The 20,056-nt window shown below is 42.1% G+C and carries 12 protein-coding genes and 1 pseudogene; 6 read left to right on the forward strand and 7 right to left on the reverse strand.

The features are described 5' to 3' along the window. Nucleotides 1-230 precede the first annotated feature (230 nt). Both AAEY94_RS11205 and trmY read right to left on the reverse strand, forming a co-directional pair. On the reverse strand, nucleotides 231-2,324 hold the full coding sequence (locus tag AAEY94_RS11205) for a glycoside hydrolase family 97 protein (RefSeq protein ID WP_101087616.1): 2,094 nt from the start codon (nucleotides 2,322-2,324) through the stop codon (nucleotides 231-233). Nucleotides 2,325-2,547: 223 nt separating this feature from the next. After that, nucleotides 2,548-3,144 (reverse strand): tRNA (pseudouridine(54)-N(1))-methyltransferase TrmY, encoded by a 597-nt coding sequence (gene trmY, locus AAEY94_RS11210; protein WP_335692166.1) that lies wholly within the window; start codon nucleotides 3,142-3,144, stop codon nucleotides 2,548-2,550. A 290-nt stretch (nucleotides 3,145-3,434) separates the two neighbouring features. On the opposite strand from trmY, the gene AAEY94_RS11215 reads away from it, so the two are divergent. Then, a complete protein-coding gene (locus tag AAEY94_RS11215; protein WP_182743655.1) occupies nucleotides 3,435-3,905 on the forward strand; it encodes a GNAT family N-acetyltransferase in 471 nt (156 codons plus the stop codon). Between the two features lie 172 nt (nucleotides 3,906-4,077). Here AAEY94_RS11215 and AAEY94_RS11220 read toward each other — a convergent pair. After that, nucleotides 4,078-4,277: pseudogene (locus AAEY94_RS11220) on the reverse strand (delta-class carbonic anhydrase); the annotation flags it as partial. Nucleotides 4,278-4,367: 90 nt separating this feature from the next. Between AAEY94_RS11220 and AAEY94_RS11225 the strand changes: the two are divergent. Next, nucleotides 4,368-4,610: a YecH family metal-binding protein gene (locus AAEY94_RS11225; RefSeq protein ID WP_182743654.1), complete on the forward strand. Its 243-nt coding sequence runs from the start codon at nucleotides 4,368-4,370 to the stop codon at nucleotides 4,608-4,610. Nucleotides 4,611-5,029: 419 nt separating this feature from the next. Beyond that, nucleotides 5,030-6,343, forward strand: a complete 1,314-nt coding sequence (locus AAEY94_RS11230; RefSeq protein WP_350978835.1) for a coproporphyrinogen III oxidase family protein — start codon at nucleotides 5,030-5,032, stop codon at nucleotides 6,341-6,343. Between the two features lie 104 nt (nucleotides 6,344-6,447). Here the strand turns inward: AAEY94_RS11230 and AAEY94_RS11235 are convergent, their stop codons facing one another. The 4 genes from AAEY94_RS11235 to AAEY94_RS11250 all read right to left on the reverse strand — a co-directional run bounded on the left by AAEY94_RS11235 (nucleotide 6,448) and on the right by AAEY94_RS11250 (nucleotide 14,948). Further along, on the reverse strand, nucleotides 6,448-8,436 hold the full coding sequence (locus tag AAEY94_RS11235) for an alpha-amylase family protein (RefSeq protein ID WP_350978836.1): 1,989 nt from the start codon (nucleotides 8,434-8,436) through the stop codon (nucleotides 6,448-6,450). Nucleotides 8,437-8,602: 166 nt separating this feature from the next. Continuing rightward, nucleotides 8,603-10,522: a glycoside hydrolase family 13 protein gene (locus tag AAEY94_RS11240; protein ID WP_350978838.1), complete on the reverse strand. Its 1,920-nt coding sequence runs from the start codon at nucleotides 10,520-10,522 to the stop codon at nucleotides 8,603-8,605. A 68-nt stretch (nucleotides 10,523-10,590) separates the two neighbouring features. Continuing rightward, a complete protein-coding gene (locus AAEY94_RS11245) occupies nucleotides 10,591-12,114 on the reverse strand; it encodes a tryptophan halogenase family protein (RefSeq protein ID WP_350978840.1) in 1,524 nt (507 codons plus the stop codon). Between the two features lie 116 nt (nucleotides 12,115-12,230). Then, complete coding sequence (locus tag AAEY94_RS11250; RefSeq protein WP_192116063.1) at nucleotides 12,231-14,948, reverse strand: TonB-dependent receptor; 2,718 nt, start codon at nucleotides 14,946-14,948, stop codon at nucleotides 12,231-12,233. A gap of 505 nt (nucleotides 14,949-15,453) precedes the next feature. Here AAEY94_RS11250 and AAEY94_RS11255 point away from each other — a divergent pair. The 3 genes from AAEY94_RS11255 (at nucleotide 15,454) to AAEY94_RS11265 (ending at nucleotide 20,036) form a co-directional block, all read left to right on the forward strand. Continuing rightward, nucleotides 15,454-17,088, forward strand: coding sequence for an alpha-glucosidase family protein (locus AAEY94_RS11255; RefSeq protein ID WP_350978842.1), 1,635 nt, complete (start codon nucleotides 15,454-15,456; stop codon nucleotides 17,086-17,088). A gap of 165 nt (nucleotides 17,089-17,253) precedes the next feature. Then, nucleotides 17,254-18,519 carry a sugar MFS transporter gene (locus AAEY94_RS11260; protein WP_350978844.1) on the forward strand — a complete coding sequence of 422 codons (1,266 nt, stop codon included), beginning with the start codon at nucleotides 17,254-17,256 and terminating at the stop codon, nucleotides 18,517-18,519. A 302-nt stretch (nucleotides 18,520-18,821) separates the two neighbouring features. Next, a complete protein-coding gene (locus AAEY94_RS11265) occupies nucleotides 18,822-20,036 on the forward strand; it encodes an RsmB/NOP family class I SAM-dependent RNA methyltransferase (RefSeq protein WP_059746707.1) in 1,215 nt (404 codons plus the stop codon). The last annotated feature ends 20 nt before the right edge of the window (nucleotides 20,037-20,056 follow it).

Below are 20,056 nucleotides of genomic sequence, written 5' to 3' on the forward strand. Positions count from 1 at the left end.
TAGCGACTTTCGTCAAATAATCAGTGGATAAAGTTAATCAAGGTACTCTAAAGCTGATGGTCTCCATGGCCGAAGACACACCAGAAACGACCTAAACCATTCCATCCTGCAATTAGAAACGAAATAGCATGTTTTATAGTATCCTCGAGCTTGTTCTTGGTACAACTGACTACATACGTATTCATGCTTTGTGAGCAACCTAATGCGAACACTTATGTAACATTCTAGCGTTACAAAGCTTTAAAACGAATCGCGGTACCCCCACTGGCTGCGAGGTTAAGTGTCAGCGCGTCTTTTGCAGTAACGATTTTGGTTTCAATCACGTAATCATAAGGGTTTGTTAGCCAATCCGCTTTATCACCGTCACGATAAATTTGGGCTTGGTAGCGTTTCCCCTGCGTGAGGAAGTCTAATTTTAACGTCAATTTTCGTGAATCTTCATCTGTTAATGCGCCTAGGTACCAGTCTTCAGCACCGCGCTGTTTTCTTGCAAAGGCAACATAGTCGCCAACTTCACCTGCAAGGGCGATACTGTCGCTCCAATCTGTTGGTACATCTTCAATAAACTGGAAGGCATCGAGACGTCGCACATAGTTACGCGGTAAGTCTGCAGCCATTTGAATAGGGCTGTACAACACGACATACAAGGCTAATTGCTTTGTGAGTGTGGTTTTTACGCGGTTAACCGCATCTAGACCTTCAGGCGCTAAATTAAAGATCCCAGGGGTGAAGTCCATCGGCCCAGCCAGCATACGGGTATAAGGTAGAATTGCTGTATGTTCTGGAGTATTAGGTGGGCTTCCCCATGCATTAAACTCTTGGCCTCGAGCGCCTTCGCGTGCTATCCAATTTGGATAAGTACGACGTAGACCGGTATCTTTAATCGGCTCGTGAGTATTAATGCTAATGCCACGTTTTGCGGCTTCGGTAACGCTATGTAGATATTCGTTAACCATAAATTGGCCGTCGTGCCATTCATGGCGCACTATACCATTTTCATCAACGCGCTTAATGTCACCACCGTCTGCTACGTAACCGGTTTTAACTTGAGTCACGCCATTTTTTTGATATAAATCATAAGCATCACTCATTTGATTTCGGTAATTAGTCACTGAACCTGAGGTTTCATGATGACCAATTAAACGGACATTTTTATTGTGACCGTATTGTGTAATCTCATCGATATTAAAATCAGGGTAAGCCTTCGTAAAGCTGAATACATCGCCGTTATCGAACCAACTACCATCCCAGCCTTCATTCCAACCTTCTACCAATACCCCATCAAACCCATATTGGGCGGCAAAGTCCATATAACGCTTAGTTTCGCTGGTGGTCGCACCATGCTTAGGGCCGCTTCCCCAGGTGTTTTCATTGAGGTGCATTCCCCACCAAATGCCGACGTATTTACCCGGTTGCACCCAAGACACATCACCTAGTTTATTGGGTTCATTAAGATTAAGGATAAGATCTGAGTTAAGTAAACCTGGGGCATCTTTAGCAATTTGAATCGTACGCCAAGGTGTTGAAAAGCCAGGTTGAGTCTTCACTCGAATACCATCTGACCAGGGGGTTAAATCAGCACGTAAAATACCGTCACGCCCTTGATTAAGCACCATTGCAGCATAATCGGTGAGGGCGGCTTCATGGATGCTTAAATGCACGCCATCAGCCGTTCTAAAAGTCATAGGTGTGTGGGCTCTGTCGATTTTATCAAGTGAGGTTGTACGGTATAAATATTCGTAGCGGTTCCAGCCGCGCCCGGGGATCCACCATGCGGTTGTGTGTTGTGGATCTGGGATGGCAAATTCAGTCAATTCATCGGTAATATCGAGTTTTGGTGTGTTAGCCAACCCGGTTTGTTTTGGCACTAGGTAACGAAAGCCAATACCGTCATTAAATGCTTTAAATTCGATATCAAAGTCAATTTTGCCGTTACTCAGGGTGGCGACCACGCGGTTGTAATGATCGCGGATATTTTCACGTTCACCCCAAGGTTGCTGCCATGTTTGGTCTACGCTGCTGTTAGTCACATGTTTAATGTTAAAATCAGTACCTAATTCACCTACCTGTTGAAATACCAACCCTAATTTACTTGGGTTGATAACAATATTGTCATTAAATTTTACTTGGTATTCAGGACGGCCATTATCATCGGTCAAGCTGATGTTGATGTGCTTGTCAGGCGAGGCGACATTAATGGTTTTAGCTTGAGCGAGACTGGGAATGGTTGATAACGCGACAGCACAAGCTACTGCGATAACATTAAGTGCAAAGTGTGACTGTGTGGATAGCGGATTTGCTCCGTTAAATAAAACGCGCGCCATAGTATGTCCTTGTTGATTATTATTTTATCTTTAGAACAAGTAATATATGACGCTTTTCGTTTATACAGCAAAGATTTGCATACGTATTCAGTGTGCCAAGCAAGTGCTTGAAGTGAAATTACGCAACAATTTTATTACCCCACGAACAATGATTGGCTCAGGGTTGATTACTTGACTCAGACATTGTTCACCAACACTTTATCCTTTACGCAATCGTATTAATTTACAATCTCATGTCCAATTCATTGTGTATTAACACCACGCATTGTGATGCAAACAACATTTTGGGCCCCAAGTTTATGTGCTGGGTACCCAGGCGTTTAAGACTGTTAAAGCTCTTTTTAGGCATAGGAATATGATCGGTCAGTAAAAAACACGGGTTAGCAGCAAACTCGATATCACGTACTGGGGTGCCTTTTTTCTCTAACATATACAGCTGATAATCTTCCGCTAACTCTTGCACCAGTTTTTCAAAGCTAACAGTGCGCACTGTGATACCTGCTTCAACTTCACGTAACTGTTCTTTCGCCATGCCTTTAGATGTCGTTAAAGCTTTAGCAATTTTATGGGTTAAGTTTTGCTCATGAAAACCACCAATATGACCTAACTCACTTGAATGAAAGCAAATGGTGCGCGAAAAGTCGAGGGTGCTTTCTAACACTAAATACACCACTACATCGTCGCGATGTGATTGGGCGACAAAAATGGTATTCATCAAAGTGTGAGCTAAAATTTCAGTGTGGGCCGATTGACCAATACCTGCCAAAAATTGTTGGCTATCAACGGGAGCTGCTCTGGCTCGAACTACAAAAGCGCGCATGGGGAAATCCTATTAGAGGTAAATTAAACATGAAGCGGATAACGTAGTCGAATAATCAATCAGTTACTGCGCATAGCATTATTATTGCAGTTTTGAGCTTGGCTGTAACGCGATTAATCTAATGGTTGAGTTTTAGATTGCACAGACTAGTGCTATTGAGCAATACAGTTGTTAAAACAAGCGCTAAGCGTTATGTTATTGATAATGAAGACGTGTGATTTATTCAATTATTGGTGCTGGTCACCAAACCCGTAAATTACATTCATGAGGTCACTAATTCAAGGTCATTTATGATGAAAATCAGGAAAGCGCTAGAGTCTGACGTTCAATCTATTTACAGCATGAGAAACCGAGCTATTATTGAAAAATGCACCGGCTTTTATAGTTCATCGCAGTTGGCACTATGGACACAAGGCGACATTTCAGCAGCATTGATTAATGATATTGTAGCGAACTTCTTTGTATCGGTATTCAAGGATCGTGTTATCGGATGCGGTAAAGTTAATCTCGAAACTGGCATGATAGACGCTATTTTTGTCGATCCTGACCATTCTGGCCAAGGGGTCGCAAAGTTCATGTTGGTTTTTCTGGAAGAGTTAGCCTTGGATAATGATCTGAAATTATTACAACTTGAATCTACACTGAACGCAGCGTCATTTTACCGTGCCTGTGGTTTTGTTGGTGATGAAGTATCGACTTATCATTCGCCAAGGGGAATTAGTTTGGATTGCATTCCGATGCGAAAATTGCTTAAAAACTAAAGCATCAATTATCATTCTGCAATTGCGGTAACAGTCATAACCCCTTAATCACCGCCAAATAAATAGCAAAGTCCATAATTATAGACAGTTATCTACAAGATGTAATCCAGAAGTTCACAGATCTGCTATCTGTGACTTCTCATTTCATCAGCTAAAGTTCGGCGAATCGCAGTTACTTGATTTCTGCAAGTAGCGCTGGGTTAGTGACTAAGTTTCTCACACCAAGAGCGTTTTCTCCTTGAAAATGTTACCCACACACCACTTGCCCACAGTGCTAACATTCACTTTAACCCCTTTAGGGCGGACACTCCAAGACACTTGGAATGGTGATCCTTTTTCATTATAACCAAGGCCTGTTGTTGAACCATTATACTGAATCAAATCTTGTGTGTGAGATCGATATTTATAATTAAAAAATACGTTATAAAGTACAAATAAATTACATCTTTAATTGGAGATACTATGTCTGGATCAGTTCACGGTCATCAAGTTATGCAAATGATGCTAACCCACGGCTCAGCGTTAACAAAACAAGAACTTAAAATGATGATGCAAACTACATTTGGTGCAGATACTCGTTATCATACTTGCTCTGCAACAGAGATGGACGCTGAGATGCTGATTGAGTTTTTAGAGGGCAAAGGTAAGTTTATTCCCAGTGACGGCGGTATTACCACTGCAGCAGATAAAATTTGTAATCACTAAATTAATCAAGATGACAATATGTGGCTTAGCACTAGTTGGTTCTAGATAAGCCTAATGTAAATATAATTTACCATACACTCTTCAATTTAACTCACTAACTCTTCAGTGTTGATTTCTGGCTCGGATAAATCCATTTCACCAATTAAGCACACAATCCCCTTTGAACCTTTGAATTTCAATATGTGATCAACATCAAACTTTAACAATAGGAAGGCTCGTATTGTGTAGATAAAGGTATAGGTGTGGTTATACATATAAATATAGATTTTCTAATTACGCAATCTAATCACGCAATCTAATATCACACAAATAATCGCTGTTAAATAGCACACTTACGCAGATACTCAGGATTGGCTGAAGCCCATTCTGCTGATTTAAACACTCATGCCATTGGCAGTATCTAAGACTAAGGCCAACTCATGAACACATTCTTTTCGTCCTCAAAGTTGAATATTGCCACAAGCAGCCTTGACTGGGTTATGGGCCAAACCATAAGACATTCATTAAATCTGCAAGATGCTGTAGCACTTGATGAATTACAACAGCTGATTGTGCCAGACAAGCCGATTGAAACGCTTTATATCCACATTCCTTTTTGTCATACCTTGTGCCGTTATTGCTCGTTTCATAAAATTAAATTTAATGAACCAGTAGCCCGAGAATACTTTAAGGCGCTGAGACAAGAAATCCGCCAAGTGCTTGCCAAAGGATTTCGTTTTAATCGGGTGTATATCGGCGGTGGCACCACAACTATTTTAGAAGATGAGCTGATCAAAACAATAGAGTTGATTAAGTCATTAACATCAGTACGTGAAGTCACTTGTGAAAGCGATCCTATTTACTTTAAAAATGGTCAGCCGCATTTGCTTAACGGTTTGGTCGACCGAATGTCGATTGGAATACAAAGCTTTGACGATAAGATTTTAAAAGCGGTTGGTCGTTTTGAAAAATTTGGCAGCGGTTTACAACAAGCTGAGTATGTTAGCCGCGCTATCGAGATTATCCCTACGGTTAATCTCGATATGATGTATGGCTTTACCATGCAAACACCGCAGACGGTGGCGAACGACTTGGCTCAAACCATTCGTTTACGTCCAGATCAAATTACCACTTATCCGTTAACCATTGGCATTGGTAAAAATCGCAAAAAAGCCGGTTGCCTTGCTGGCGAACCTGAAGCGTTATGGCCACAGTTTTTAGCGGTAAAACAAGCGTTAGCTGAACACTATATTATGGAGTTTCCGTGGACCTTTAGCCGTAATTTTGGTCAGCCAGTTGAACATAAATATGTATTAGATGGTGAAGACTGCTTCGGTGTCGGTTCAGGCGCATTTGGCCGCTTTGGGGAGCAATTTAGAATTTCCAGTTTTAATATCCCAGATTACATTAACCGTATCAAAGCAGGACATAGCGGCACTTGTTATACCAAACCATTAAAAACCAAGGCACTGTCACAGCATTATTTAATGATGATGATGGGCTGCGGCTTACTGGACAATCGACAATGTAAAGCCTATACCGGCAAGTCTTTGTGGCACGCATTCCCGTTAGAAATGAGTTTTTTAATTTCAGCTGGAGCACTGAATAAGCAGGGCGATAATTATATCACTACGGTTGAGGGCCAGTTTATAGCGCTAAAAATGTTTTCAGGCTTTTTGTCTGGAATGGATTTTTTACGCGAACAGGCCTGTGGATTGCCCTTAAGCACAATTGAAACGATGCCGAATATTTAGTCTGTGCGTTATCGATAAACGTTTAAAAAAGCCACAGGTAAGCATATCTGTGGCTTTTTAATGAGATACTTTTTTACATAAACTAAACAATTATAAGTATCAGTTTATGCCTTATTGGCGACGTTAAGAATAACAGACTGCAAAGGGGCTAATTCAATATCAACACTGGCGCTGCCATCTTTGTGTAAAATGAGTTGTTGATTCTGTGGGGTACTTTTCAGCAAATCTGTCAGCTTTTTATTACTGCTAATTTGCCACGTTTGTATCAGTGTGTTTGGCAACTGAAGGGTAAATTGTTTGCTGTGGCTTTGACTGAAATTACTGACAATGATCAATTGCTGTACTTCGTTAAAACGGCTAAAAGCAAATACGCTGTCGTCATAGCCTTTAAGCTTATTTTGGCGTTGTAGGCTATCGAGTTCCCTGTACTCACCGCTTAGCGCAGTAGCAGTGTGGCTTAAGTTTAATAACGTTTGATAATAAGCGCGTAATGTCTTTTCATCGCTTGTGGACTGTCCGCCATCAAACTTGCCGTTGTTCATCCAGCGTTGATGAGCCGGTACGCCCATATAATCAAAAATACTGGTGCGAGTCGGTTGGCCAAAGCCTGCATTTTCAGCGCCTTGTTCGCCAACATCCTGGCCAAAATACAGCAAGGTGGGTGAGCGACTTAAGGTTGTAGACACCACCATCGCTGGTAGGGCATTAAATGGATTGCCAGCAAACTCGTTGGTGTTGATGCGTTGTTCGTCGTGGTTTTCTAAAAAATGCAGCATGTGCTGATCGATGTCACTGACTTTGGCTTGAACTGTCGCAATGGCTGCAGTGCTAGCTTTACCTTGAATAATGGCTTTTAAGGTGTCATATAAATCGACTTTGTCGTACAAGTAATCCATTTTACCTAAATGAATATAATCGCGGTATAAATCGGGGTTATACACCTCAGCCAGAATAAACGCATTTGGATTGGTGTGCTTAATGTGGCTATTGAGGTAGCTCCAAAACTCTACTGGTACCATTTCAGCCATGTCGTAGCGAAAACCATCTACGCCTTTGGCTAGCCAATATTGCGCAATGTGCTCAAATTTACGCCATGAATCGGGAATGTTATCGGCCGCTTGTGTTTGCCAAAAGGCTAAATGCTCGGCGGTGCTTTTGTTTGCATATTCTTTTGGCAGAGCAGAGAAGTCATGGCTACCATCGGGTTTGACTCCATAATTTATTTTAACGGTTTCGTACCAATCGTTGGCATCGGGCTTGGCTAAACGTGAACCGTTGCCGGTCCATTTAGCCGGTGACTCGGCAAACTTTGCGTCTATGAGGGGATGTGTTTCGCCGCCTAATGGCAAATAACCATCCGATGCTTGTGGGACTTGAAAGTCTTGACCGACTACATAATAGAAATTGTTGTGTCTACTATAGGTGTTAGTTTTATCGTCGTTAGCACCAAAGTCTGGCTCGCCTTTTGGCGCTGAAATAGAATGATAATTGCGCGCGACATGGTTAGGCACTATGTCGATAATCACTTGCATACCATTGGCATGGGTGCGGTCGATTAATGCTTCGAATTCTGCCAAGCGATTAGCCGGATTATCCGCTAAATCTGGATTAACGTTGTAATAATCTTTTACCGCATAAGGTGAACCCGCACGGCCTTTGACGACATCAGGATCATCATTACCAATGCCATAAGCCGTATAGTCATTGACCAACGCATGATGTGGTACGCCGGTATACCAAAGGTGAGTGGTGCCTAATGATTTTATATCTTGTAATGCCACATCAGTAAAATCACTGAATTTGCCTACGTCATTTTCGGCAATAGTTCCCCAAGCTTTGTTGGTAGTATTGGTGTTGCCATACAGACGAGTGAATACTTGATATACCACAGGTTTGCCTGCTGCAGCAGTTTGACTTGTTTGAGTAACTGATACGTTTTCGTTATCGTTTTTTACCGCAGTATCAGTTTGTTCAACGGTATTGGGTTGGCAAGCGCTTAATCCTAACCCCAGCATACAGGCTATTACCAATGCCTTAGAGGTTGGGGAAGGTCGGTGAAGTTGGCTTACTAACGGTTTAGTTATGGGGCCCATGAGTCTCTCTTTTATTGTTTTTATGGGAGTGGTTCTATTGAAGGCAAATAGAACCACTCCTTAATTTCAAATAACTGAACGTATCTGTATCTAAACTTTAGAGCGTAAATTCCAACGTCTAAATATTCGACTCTACATATTCGAGTCTACATATCTGTGATAAAAATCAATGGCTCAGTTTAAGAATCGTGACACCTTTATTGGCCAAGGTAAGCGGCTTAGATAATGAATACGTTTGTTTGCTGATAATATCAACGCCAGTAGTGTTGTCATTAATAGCAGATTTAAAACGTTGTAAATCAAGCTCAATGGCTTGGCTGTTTTTATTATAAATGACCAGTAAGGTTTCATTGCCCTGATGACGGCTTTGGACATAAATACTGTCTTTTGGCACAAAGTGCTGCAACTTACCTTGTTGAATCGCCAATGAGTTTTTACGGTAATTTAATAATGTACGTACAAAGGTAAGTGCTTCGGTTTGTTGTGCATTCAACCCTTTACCCGTAAACACATTGACACTGTCTTGTGGCCAGCCACCAGGAAAATCTGCGCGCACAGCGCCGTCGTTACGGTCTTCTGTAGGACTTTGCATGACTATTTCTGAGCCGTAAAATATTTGTGGGATACGGTTGCTGGTCAGTACATAAGCCATGGCCATTTTGTACAGTTCAATGTCGTTTTTCATTAAACTGTAAATACGGTTAGTGTCGTGATTACCTTCAAATAACACTAACTGGCTTGGATTGGCATACACCACGTCGTTAGCCAACATTTGGTAAAGATCGATAAAACCAGCTCCCCAATCTTCCTCTTTGGTTAAGCTTGCTATAAGAGTGTCATACAACGGAAAATCCATCATGCTGGGTGCAAAAGATTGATAACCATCTGCATTTACCTTACCAGCTTGCCAGTAGCTTACCGTCACTGGGTTACTACTCCATTCTTCACCAACAATATTAAAATGCGGGTATTCATCCATAATGGCTTTTGACCATGCTGTTAGAAAATCTTTGTCAGCATAAGAGTAAGTATCTTCACGAATACCGCTCAGCCCCGCATATTCAACCCACCAAATGCTATTTTGGATTAAGTATGTTGCCATGTGTGGATCGCGCTGATTGAGATCTGGCATAGTGACGTCAAACCATCCATCACTAAAATCGACCGTGTCTGCATTCACTGAATAAGGATCTTGTACTGTAGTGCGTCTATGGCTTGAGTAATTGACATCAGTTGAATCGTTCGCCCAACGGGATTGGCCGTTAATCCAAGTGTTACTCGGCATACTGTTCATCCATTTATGACCAGAGCCCATGTGATTAACAACCACATCTTGGATAATGCCAATGCCAAATGATTGCGCTTCATCTACCAAGGCTTGGTATTCTTGATTGCTACCAAACCGAGGGTCTATTTTATAAAAATCTGTGGTGGAATAACCGTGGTAAGAATACTTTTGTTGGTTATTTTCAAGCAGTGGATTAATCCACAATTGAGTGACACCTAAATCATGCAAGTAGGGCAGTGCTTTGCGGATCCCCATAATATCACCACCATGGCGGCCGCCATCAAAGCTTCTATCGGCTTTTTCAAGCATGTCTGGGTGGTTATCATTGTCGGGATTACCGTTAACAAAACGATCTGGAGTGATTAAGTAAATCACATCTTTATTACTAAACCCTTGGCGATCGCGTGAACCTTTTTGACGGGTTTGCAGCTCATAATCAAATTGATCAATTAATTGGTCGTCTTTATATAGACCCACAGTAAGTTGTTGTGGTTTAGCTTGGCTTAAGTCCAAATTAACGAATAAATGGTCGTTACTGTCGGTTTTATCTACGCTGCTGAGCGTGACACCTTCAGCCTTGATTAATTTCACTTGGGTGTCGCGAATGTTATCGCCAGCAATCAACAGTTGTAACGTAGGTTGTTGCATACCCGCCCACCATGACATGGGCTCGACGTTAAGTGCGGCATTCACCGACATGGCGCTGACACTGAGCGCACAGCCTAATACTAAACGTGATGCGAGCTTGCTGATGCGATGTTGGCCTAGGGGCGTTGGGTGTGAGTAATGTGATGACATGATTACTAGTCCTGTTTTATGTAATTTATTTTTATTCTGTTAACTCATTATTACTTTTTATCAAATACTTAAATTTTTTCGATATAGGTTTCATGGGTCGGCATTTGCTTCACCGTGCTGGCAATGACCTTACGGATATTAGTTAAGTAGTCGGTTAAATCGACTTGGCTGACCGCTTGGGTAAGTGGATGATAATCTGTAGGAATAATGCCTTGCCCTAACATGACCTGGATCCAGGCCGTTTCGGTAAAGAGTTCATCTTGATGCCGAAAAACCGTTGCCGTGGTGGTAAATAAATCTATTTTACGTTGTAAGCTTGCGGGAATGTCCATGTCGCGACATTGCTGCCATAAACCGTGTTCACCGTCGGCAGATTGTTTAGCATTAAGATGATAGTGCAAAATAATAAAGTCGCGGATTTGCTCAAACTCTGTTTGTGATTGGCGATTAAACTCATCAATGTGCTGTGCTTGAATGCCGTTTCGGGGAAATAATTTGGTTAAACGAATGATAGCCGATTGGACTAAATGTAAGCTGGTGGACTCTAAGGGTTCTAAAAATCCGCTCGATAACCCAATAGCAACACAGTTTTTATGCCATTGCTTGACGCGCCTGCCTGTGGTGAAGTTGATTTTACGTGGCTCGGCTAGCGGTTTTCCGTCTAGGTTGGCTAATAAATGCTGCTTAGCTTGCTCGTCGCTCATATGTTTACTGCTATACACAATGCCATTGCCAGTGCGATGTTGCAGTGGAATACGCCACTGCCAACCAGCATCATGGGCGGTTGCTTTAGTGTAAGGTGTGACAGGAGAGGTGCTTTCAGATGGCACGGCATATGCGCTGTCACAGGGGAGCCAATGCTGCCAGTTTTCGTATTCTACCCCTAATGCTTTTTCAATTAATAAAGCAGAAAAACCTGAACAATCAATAAATAAGTCACCATTAATGCAGTCACCATTTTGTAAGGTGATACTGTCTATCGAGCCATCATTGGTGAGTTGAGTGCTGGTTATAGTGCCTTCTATTCGAGTTACGCCACGTTGTGTGCTGTATTGGCGAAGTAAGTTGGCGTATAAGCTGGCATCAAAATGATAGGCATGGGTGATACCACTCATCTGCGCTTGAGCAATACTTTGAATAGGTTGGAATTTATTATGTTTAGCGGCCTGATAATTAAGCGAGTATTGCCAAAAGTCATTAGCGTTAAATGAATTTTGATTTTGTTGGCTACAATTAGCTTGAGCGCTGAGCCAATAATGATGAAACGAGGTAAAGCCTAAGTCACGACCAATGTTACCAAAAGCGTGCATATAAGCATCGCCTTGTTGGTGCCAGTTTTCAAACTCGATGCCCAATTTAAAGGTGGCTTGAGTTGCTTTAATAAAGTCTTTCTCGCTAATGCCTAATACGCTGTTAAATATCTGCAGGGGCGGAATGGTGGCTTCACCCACACCTATAGTGCCGATGGTATCAGACTCAATAAGGGTGATGTTAAGTTGTGTTTTAAACAACTTGGCTAACATCGCTGCGGTCATCCAGCCCGACGTTCCGCCGCCTACAATGACAATGTTTTTTATTATTGTTTGATCCATTGTTATCGCCTTTTTAACTATTTTTGATTTATTTTTACTGAATCCGATAAAATAAAAAAGCCCCTGTAATAGGTTACAGAGGCTTTTTTGTCGGTTTAGTACATTCTATAAGCCCATTAGAACTTGTAGTTTGCGCCTAACATAAAGTTACGACCGTAGTTTTGATAATCACGCACGTGACGTGCATCTTCACCTGTGTACGATGTAAATGGCTCGTTGGTTAAGTTGTTTACTTGGAACTGAACCGATAAGCCGTAAAGAGCATCGATACCGCTTTCGGTAAAGTCATAACCAATTTGCGCATCAACAACGGTTTCAGCTTTTACGTTTACGTTTACACGAGTCAAGCTGATTGCGGTGACTTCACCTAAGAAGTCACTACGGTAACGTGAGCTAATACGTGCTTCGAAGCCAGCATTTTCATAGTAAACCGTGGCATTGAAGGTTTTTTCTGAAAGGCCAGGTAACGTGGTTGGATCGCTATCTGGTGTTTCTTTCACTTCACTGTCGTTGTACGAACCACTCAAGATAGTACCAAAACCTTCTAGTTGGTCTGCAAAAAGGCCAAAGTCGAGAGACAAAGACGCTTCTATACCTTGTACATAACCACCTTCACCATTTTGTGGTTGTGAGGCTAAACCAATTGGATTGCCTTCACGATTTGGGAACAACTCTCCAAAGTTAAAAGGAGCTTGTTGGTCATATACATAGTTTTCTAAGTCTTTATAGAACACAGCTAATGAGAAATAACCTTGGTCGCTAAAGTAGTTTTCGTAGCTAATGTCGTACTGACGCGCTAACCATGGGCGTAGTTCTGGATTACCTGCACCACCGGACCAGTTTACGCCGTCAGTTGGGTTTTCGTTGTAGCTAAAGTTTACGTTAGCATTCATTTTGTCCATGCGTGCGCGGGTTAACGTACGTGCAGCGGCAAAACGCAGCATTTGACCATCGGCAACTTCAAAGCCTAAGTTCATGCTTGGTAACCATTCAAGGTAGGTATCGCCCGCTGTGCGTGCTGTCAATACAACTGCATCATCTTCAACTGTCGCGACAGTGCCATTTGAGCTTTGATCAGTATGAACGGCCTGTATACCAATGTTACCGGTTAGTGGGAATCCGAATAGCTCAGACTCTAAGTTGGTTTTAACATAAAAAGTTGAGACTTCTTCTGAAACGTCCCAAGAGTTAGTCGCACGGGATAAATCGACATCTGCTACGTCTGTTTCGGTATAGCCGCCCGCATTGTAAAAGGCTAACGAATCATAACTGAGCACATCACCCATGCCGAAAAAGTCGAGTGAGGTTGGCGATAATAAATATTGCTCTGGTACAGATTCTAGGTAGTTATCAGAACCGTCATAGCCCGCTAACGTTAGGTAATAACCTTTATCAAGTTTGCTTTTATCACGATTAGTGCGGTTAACACCAAACTCAACGCTGCGCACTGCACCGTCATCAAACACATATTCTGCGCTTAAACGGAACGAGTTTAACTCATCTTCAATTTCAGGCTTGTTAATAAAACCGTCTTGAGTATTGGCACCAAGTGGGCTACCCCAACCGAGTGGGTCACCTAATTTGATGACATTAGGGTCTGCATAGTTAAGGTCATGAGTAAAGTTGTAACCACCATTACCGTTGTAAGCAAAGCCTAAGTCATCAACTGCACCAACACCGGTGCCACGGCCTGTACCAGTATAACTTTCCATACCAATGTCGGTACGATCAACTTTTGATAAAGCAATATCAGCTTCAACGCGCCAGTTATCATTAATGGTGAACTTGTTATTCCAGCCAATTGAAAGTGATTCAGCATCACGTTTGTTGACATCATTACGGATAACGACTTCGGCACCATTAATGGTTCCTTGTGTCACTAAACCATCTTCGGTAGTTGTCGCAGTCACTCCACCGTTAGTACCCCAAGCTGCAGGGATTTCAATACCGCGTAAACGCTGGTCATCAGTGAACTTTGTATAGTAAATGTCAACAACTGAAGTGAATTTTTCGTTAGGTGCGTATTCAAATACAGCTAATACACCATCACGTTCTAATTCACTTGAGCGCACAAATGGTTTTGCGCCACCTAAAACACTGTCACCGGCATCATTTTCTGGGTAACCCCATGCCTGCCAGCGTTCTTCTTGGTTTGGTGACATCATGCGGGCATAACCTAACGCAATACCGATAGTGTCGTCTGCAAACTGGTCGATGTATGAAATGCTGCCACGATAACCTGTGTCACTTGAACCACTGTTAAGTGATCCTAAATCATTCATTTCGCCACGAAGCGACATCGCAATAGTTTGCTCGCCATGGGTTAATGGGCTGATAGTTTGCATATCTACCGTGCCGCCAATGGCCTGCGCCATGACAGACGCATCAGGTGTTTTGTACACCACAACACGATTTAATAATTCAGAAGGATATTGGTCAAACTCAACACCACGGTTATCGTTAACCGAGGCTTGTTCGCGACCGTTTAATGTCGCGGTAGTAAAATCTGGGCCTAAACCACGGATAGAGATAACGTTTGCACGTCCATCTAAACGCTGTGCTGATACACCGGGTAAGCGTGCGAGTGATTCTGCAATACTGACATCAGGCAATTTACCAATGTCTTCGGCAGAAATGGCTTCAACAATGGATGATGAAGACATTTTTAGTGATTGTGATTCTTGTAAGCTGCGACGAATACCAGTGACTTGAATCACTTCAATATTTTCTTCGGCAGTGTCAGTAGTATTAACGTCATCAGCAGCGTAAGCACTCATGCTTGCACCTGCAGCAACTAACGCTAGCGTAAGTAGGCTCGGTTTAAATAGCAACATTCATCTTTCCCCTTTAGTGGATACTTAACAACTTGAAGTCCAGGTCGAGTGTTAGTGTCCTTTTGAATTTTGGTTACAGTCTTTATTGTGTTTTTCCCTCAGCATGCTTAATTAACTTTTATAAGTGACTGCATAAGTGCTGAAGTTATGACCAAATTGTTGCGCAACAGTGACGATACTACTCCCAGTACAGTTTTGCCGACAATATTATGCATACGTATTCAACGTTATTAGTGGCGAATTAGCGGCTCAATTTTACAATTACGAAACAACTTAAGGATACTATTTATGCAAGTTAACTTATTGTATTAATGGTTTTTTTATTGCTTTCAGTAAGTGCGTTAGGTCAATTAATTCTTTGCATACGTATGCAGGTGTATTGAACCTGATTTCCTTATTCACGTATCCTCGGGGTAATGAAAAACAACAGCGAGCTGTTACCCAGCCGCAACATCAAGGTAACTCACAGGTAATTTTGGGGTTAGCTTAATTCTAAGGGGAAGCAATGGATCAGGTAACCTGGTGGCGCGGTGGAGTGGTATATCAAATCTATCCACGCAGTTTAATGGATTCTAATGGTGACGGTGTTGGCGACTTACAGGGCATCATTGCTAAACTTGATTATATTGCCAGTTTAAACGTTGATGCTATTTGGATTTCGCCTTTTTTCAAATCACCGATGAAAGACTTTGGTTACGACATTAGTGATTATCTTGAAATAGACCCACTGTTTGGCACCATGGCCGACTTTGACCAACTTATTGAGAAAGCCCATCAATTAAATATAAAAGTGGTGATTGACCAAGTACTCAGTCACACCTCAGATCAGCATGATTGGTTCGAGCAAAGTCGTCAAAGCCGTGATAACGATAAAGCAGACTGGTACGTGTGGGCCGATCCTAAAGATGATGGCAGTGCGCCAAACAATTGGCTCGCTATTTTTGGCGGTTGTGCATGGGAATGGGAACCACGCCGTCAGCAATACTATTTGCATAATTTTCTTAAAAGTCAGCCAGATTTGAATTTCCATTGTCCGCAGGTTCGTCAAGCTGTGCTGGATAATGTTGAATTTTGGCTTAAAAAAGGCGTTGATGGTTTCCGTCTCGATGCGATTACATTCTGTTATCACGATGAACAATTACGCGATAACCCCGCTAAACCAAAAGATAAGCGTCAAGGCCGTGGCTTCAGTGAAGATAACCCGTATGCTTACCAATACCATTACTACAATAATACTCGTCCACAAACCGTTGGCTTTATTGAAGAGTTACGTGCATTAATTAATCGTTACCCTGGCGCGGTTACCTTAGGTGAAGTGTCATCTGAAGATTCACTTGCCACGATGGCTGAATACACTCAAGGCGATGACCGTTTACACATGGCCTACAGTTTTGAGTTGTTAACCGATGATTTTAGCGCGGCTTATATTCGCCAAACTGTTGAAGAACTGGAAGCCAGTATTGGTGATGGTTGGCCATGTTGGGCTATCGGCAATCATGATGTGAAGCGGGTTGCATCACGTTGGGGTAAAGATAGTGTTAACCCAACGATGGTGAAAATGCTCAATGCGATGTTGTTTTCATTACGCGGCAGTGTGTGTAGTTATCAGGGTGAAGAATTAGGCTTAACGGAAGCACCGATTGAGTTTAATCAATTACAAGACCCCTTCGGCATAGCATTTTGGCCGATGTTTAAAGGCCGTGACGGATGTCGCACGCCAATGCCTTGGGTAAAAGAAGCACCTAATGCAGGTTTTAGTGACGCAACACCTTGGCTACCAATAGATCCGTTACACAATAACAGTGCTGTAGATGTACAAGAAGCCGATCAAGATTCAATACTGAACAGTTATCGTCATTTTTTACAGTGGCGTAAACAGCAACATATCCTGATTGAAGGTGATATTCAGTTTATTGATAGCCATCCTGATGTATTAGCGTTCATCCGCAGTCAAGATCAACAACGGATGCTAGTTCTGTTTAACTTGTCAGCAATGCAACAAACCTTTGACCTAAAAGAGTTACGTTTATCTTCTATTATAGATGGCCATGGTTTACTCAGTGGCATGCAAGATAAACAGCATCCTGCGACTCTCGTATTACCAAGTTATGCCAGTTTTTATGGCTTGCTTGCTAAGTAGAGTGACTAAGCTGAAATACGACAGTATTTCAGCTTTTTTGATCTATTAGTTTTCAGTAGAGAGACAATATAAAAATTAATGTATCAAACTTCAAATGCTATACGGCCGCCATTATAAATTTATAAAACAGCGACATAATAATAATTAACAACAAGAGACCACACTATGGCTTCATCAATGCAAAGTACTCAACAAACAACAGTGACCGGAGGCAGCGGTAGTTATCGCTTTGCACTTGTGTCATTAACTTCATTGTTTTTCATGTGGGGATTTATTACCTGTTTAAATGATATTCTCATTCCACATTTAAAAGCGGTGTTCTCGCTTAATTACACCGAAGCGATGTTGATCCAATTTTGTTTCTTTGGGGCGTACTTTTTAGTCTCATTACCAGCAGGTAAGTTAGTCAAAAAATTAGGTTATCAAAAAGGCATCGTAACAGGGCTTGTTATTGCTTGTATCGGGTGTTTGTTATTTTACCCTGCTGCAGCGTTTGCAACGTATGGATTATTCCTTGGTGCACTGTTTGTATTGGCGTCTGGGATCACCATTTTACAAGTGGCGGCAAACCCTTATGTCAATGCGTTAGGCAGCGTTGAAACCGCATCAAGTCGTTTAAACCTAACTCAAGCATTTAATGCATTAGGCACGACGGTTGCTCCTTTCTTTGGTGCTGTATTGATATTATCTGTTGCATCTGGCGCGGTAGAAGGCTTAAGCCAAGCGCAATCAGAAGCAGAAGTGGTTAAACTTCCATACCTTATTTTGGCTGCAATGTTAGGCTTACTCGCGTTAATTTTTTCTAAACTCAATTTACCTACCATTGCTGAACACAGCGATGATTCAGCGACTGGCGTGATAACGCATAATGGCAAAACAAGTGCCTTACAAAGCATCCATTTGGTGTTAGGTGCTGTAGGTATTTTTGTCTATGTTGGTGCTGAAGTGTCTATTGGTAGTTTTTTAGTTAACTTTTTAGGCGAAGAGCAAGTTGCCGGTTTACAAGAAGCAGAAGCCGCTAAATATATCACCTACTATTGGGGCGGGGCGATGATAGGCCGTTTTGTCGGTTCGGTTATTATGCAAAAAATTCCAGCAGGTACTTTGTTAGCCTTTAATGCCTTTGTTGCCGCTGCACTGGTGTTAGTGGCAATGAACAGTACTGGCGCATTGGCCATGTGGTCTATCTTGGCAGTTGGATTGTTTAATTCGATTATGTTCCCAACTATCTTTAGCTTAGCACTCCGAGATTTAGGCCCACACACCTCACAAGGCAGTGGCATATTATGTTTAGCCATTGTTGGCGGCGCAATTGTACCGTTATTACAGGGTGTGATGGCCGATAGTATGGGCTTACAAGTGGCGTTTATTTTACCGGTTGTGTGTTACGCGTTTATTTTATTCTATGGTGCTAAAGGCTCAAGAATGTAATCTCGTTTTGATTACCGGTCATTAGTATTAACCATCAGCGGCTTTCGGGCCGCTTTTTTAATGCGTTGCATTAGTGAACATAACATCATGCAGTTATGAATGGGGACGGGTTAGCTTCAGGGTATTAAGGTCGGTTGCTGCTACAAAATGTTATTCACAGAAAACCTATAAAGGTAGAATAATTGGCTATTCTATGCTGTCAAAGTGAGGAGTAAAGCCTGATATGGCCTTGCTATCAACAGCTTTAATCCCTATGATCAGCACGTTTTTAAATTGATCGTTATATTAGATAGAGAGCCCCCATGTTGACTTATCCGTTGTCAGGCAGTTCATCAGAGTTAGTCTTAAATGTACTAACCATGGTGTTAACCCGAGGAAAACCATTAGATAGAGCTTATTCAGAGCATTTTTCTGGTTTAACGCTTAACCCATCAGAGCAAGCGCGGATCACGCAAGTCACCGGCGATATTTTACGTCGTTTAAACTTATATTGTTTTCTGGTTGATATTAAACCAGAAGAATTTGATCGTTTAGGGTCAAAACTACTCAACGGTTGGCATGTATTTCACGGCTTAGATTTACCTAAAATGCAGTATTCATTGCAACTAGAGCAAGCAGCATTTGAGGCGAATCTAGAACAAGCCAAAACTGATCCTGTATTATGGGATGGTTGTCCTGAGTGGCTAAATGAGCTTGGTCAGGCACAATTGGGTGATAAGTGGCCTGCTGAACGTGCGGCACTGGCTGAACAACCAAAACGCTATTTACGCGTTAATGAACTGAAATGTAATCGCGACGCCCTTATTGAAAGGCTTAAAAAAGAAGGCGTAACGGCAATAGAAGTAAGCGATGTAGCTTCTGCTATTGAGGTCACATCAGACTCAGCATTATTTCGCACCGATGCATTTAAAGACGGTTGGTTTGAACAGCAAGACGCGGGTTCACAGTTAGTTGCCAATGCTGTGGATGCAAAACCAGGTATGCGTGTTGTTGATGCTTGTGCTGGCGCAGGCGGTAAAACCTTGCACATCGCGGCACAAATGCAAGGTAAGGGCCGTTTGCTCGCGATGGATGTTGAACAATGGAAACTGGATAATCTTAAAACTCGCGCTAAACGTGCAGGTGCTCATAATGTTGAAACACGGATTATTGCCAGTTCGAAAACCATTAAGCGTTTAAAATTAACCGCTGACCGCGTGCTACTAGATGTACCTTGTTCTGGACTTGGCGTGTTAAAACGTAATCCAGATTCAAAATGGCGTGATACTCCAGAGCGTTTGCCTGTGCTGGTTGAATTGCAGAAACATATTTTGCAAAGCTACAGCCGTATGGTTAAAGTCGGCGGAATATTAATCTATGCGACTTGTTCAATCATGCCAGAAGAAAATCGCGATCAAATTGATGCATTTCTTGCAGACAATCCACAGTTTACGCTTATTGAAGATGAAAACATCTTAGTTTCAGAACGCGGCTTCGATGGTTTCTATCTTGCAAAGATGGAACGCATTAGCGAATAATTATTCAAATAATACCAATT

It is taken from the genome of Shewanella sp. AC34-MNA-CIBAN-0136 (genome assembly GCF_040309945.1).
GTDB lineage: Bacteria > Pseudomonadota > Gammaproteobacteria > Enterobacterales > Shewanellaceae > Shewanella.

Coding starts and splice junctions, on each gene's coding strand:
- AAEY94_RS11205 (WP_101087616.1), bottom strand. CDS start 2,324: ATGGCGCGCGTTTTATTTAACGGAGCAAATCCGCTATCCACACAGTCA.
- trmY (WP_335692166.1), bottom strand. CDS start 3,144: ATGCGCGCTTTTGTAGTTCGAGCCAGAGCAGCTCCCGTTGATAGCCAA.
- AAEY94_RS11215 (WP_182743655.1), top strand. CDS start 3,435: ATGATGAAAATCAGGAAAGCGCTAGAGTCTGACGTTCAATCTATTTAC.
- AAEY94_RS11225 (WP_182743654.1), top strand. CDS start 4,368: ATGTCTGGATCAGTTCACGGTCATCAAGTTATGCAAATGATGCTAACC.
- AAEY94_RS11230 (WP_350978835.1), top strand. CDS start 5,030: ATGAACACATTCTTTTCGTCCTCAAAGTTGAATATTGCCACAAGCAGC.
- AAEY94_RS11235 (WP_350978836.1), bottom strand. CDS start 8,436: ATGGGCCCCATAACTAAACCGTTAGTAAGCCAACTTCACCGACCTTCC.
- AAEY94_RS11240 (WP_350978838.1), bottom strand. CDS start 10,522: ATGTCATCACATTACTCACACCCAACGCCCCTAGGCCAACATCGCATC.
- AAEY94_RS11245 (WP_350978840.1), bottom strand. CDS start 12,114: ATGGATCAAACAATAATAAAAAACATTGTCATTGTAGGCGGCGGAACG.
- AAEY94_RS11250 (WP_192116063.1), bottom strand. CDS start 14,948: ATGTTGCTATTTAAACCGAGCCTACTTACGCTAGCGTTAGTTGCTGCA.
- AAEY94_RS11255 (WP_350978842.1), top strand. CDS start 15,454: ATGGATCAGGTAACCTGGTGGCGCGGTGGAGTGGTATATCAAATCTAT.
- AAEY94_RS11260 (WP_350978844.1), top strand. CDS start 17,254: ATGGCTTCATCAATGCAAAGTACTCAACAAACAACAGTGACCGGAGGC.
- AAEY94_RS11265 (WP_059746707.1), top strand. CDS start 18,822: ATGTTGACTTATCCGTTGTCAGGCAGTTCATCAGAGTTAGTCTTAAAT.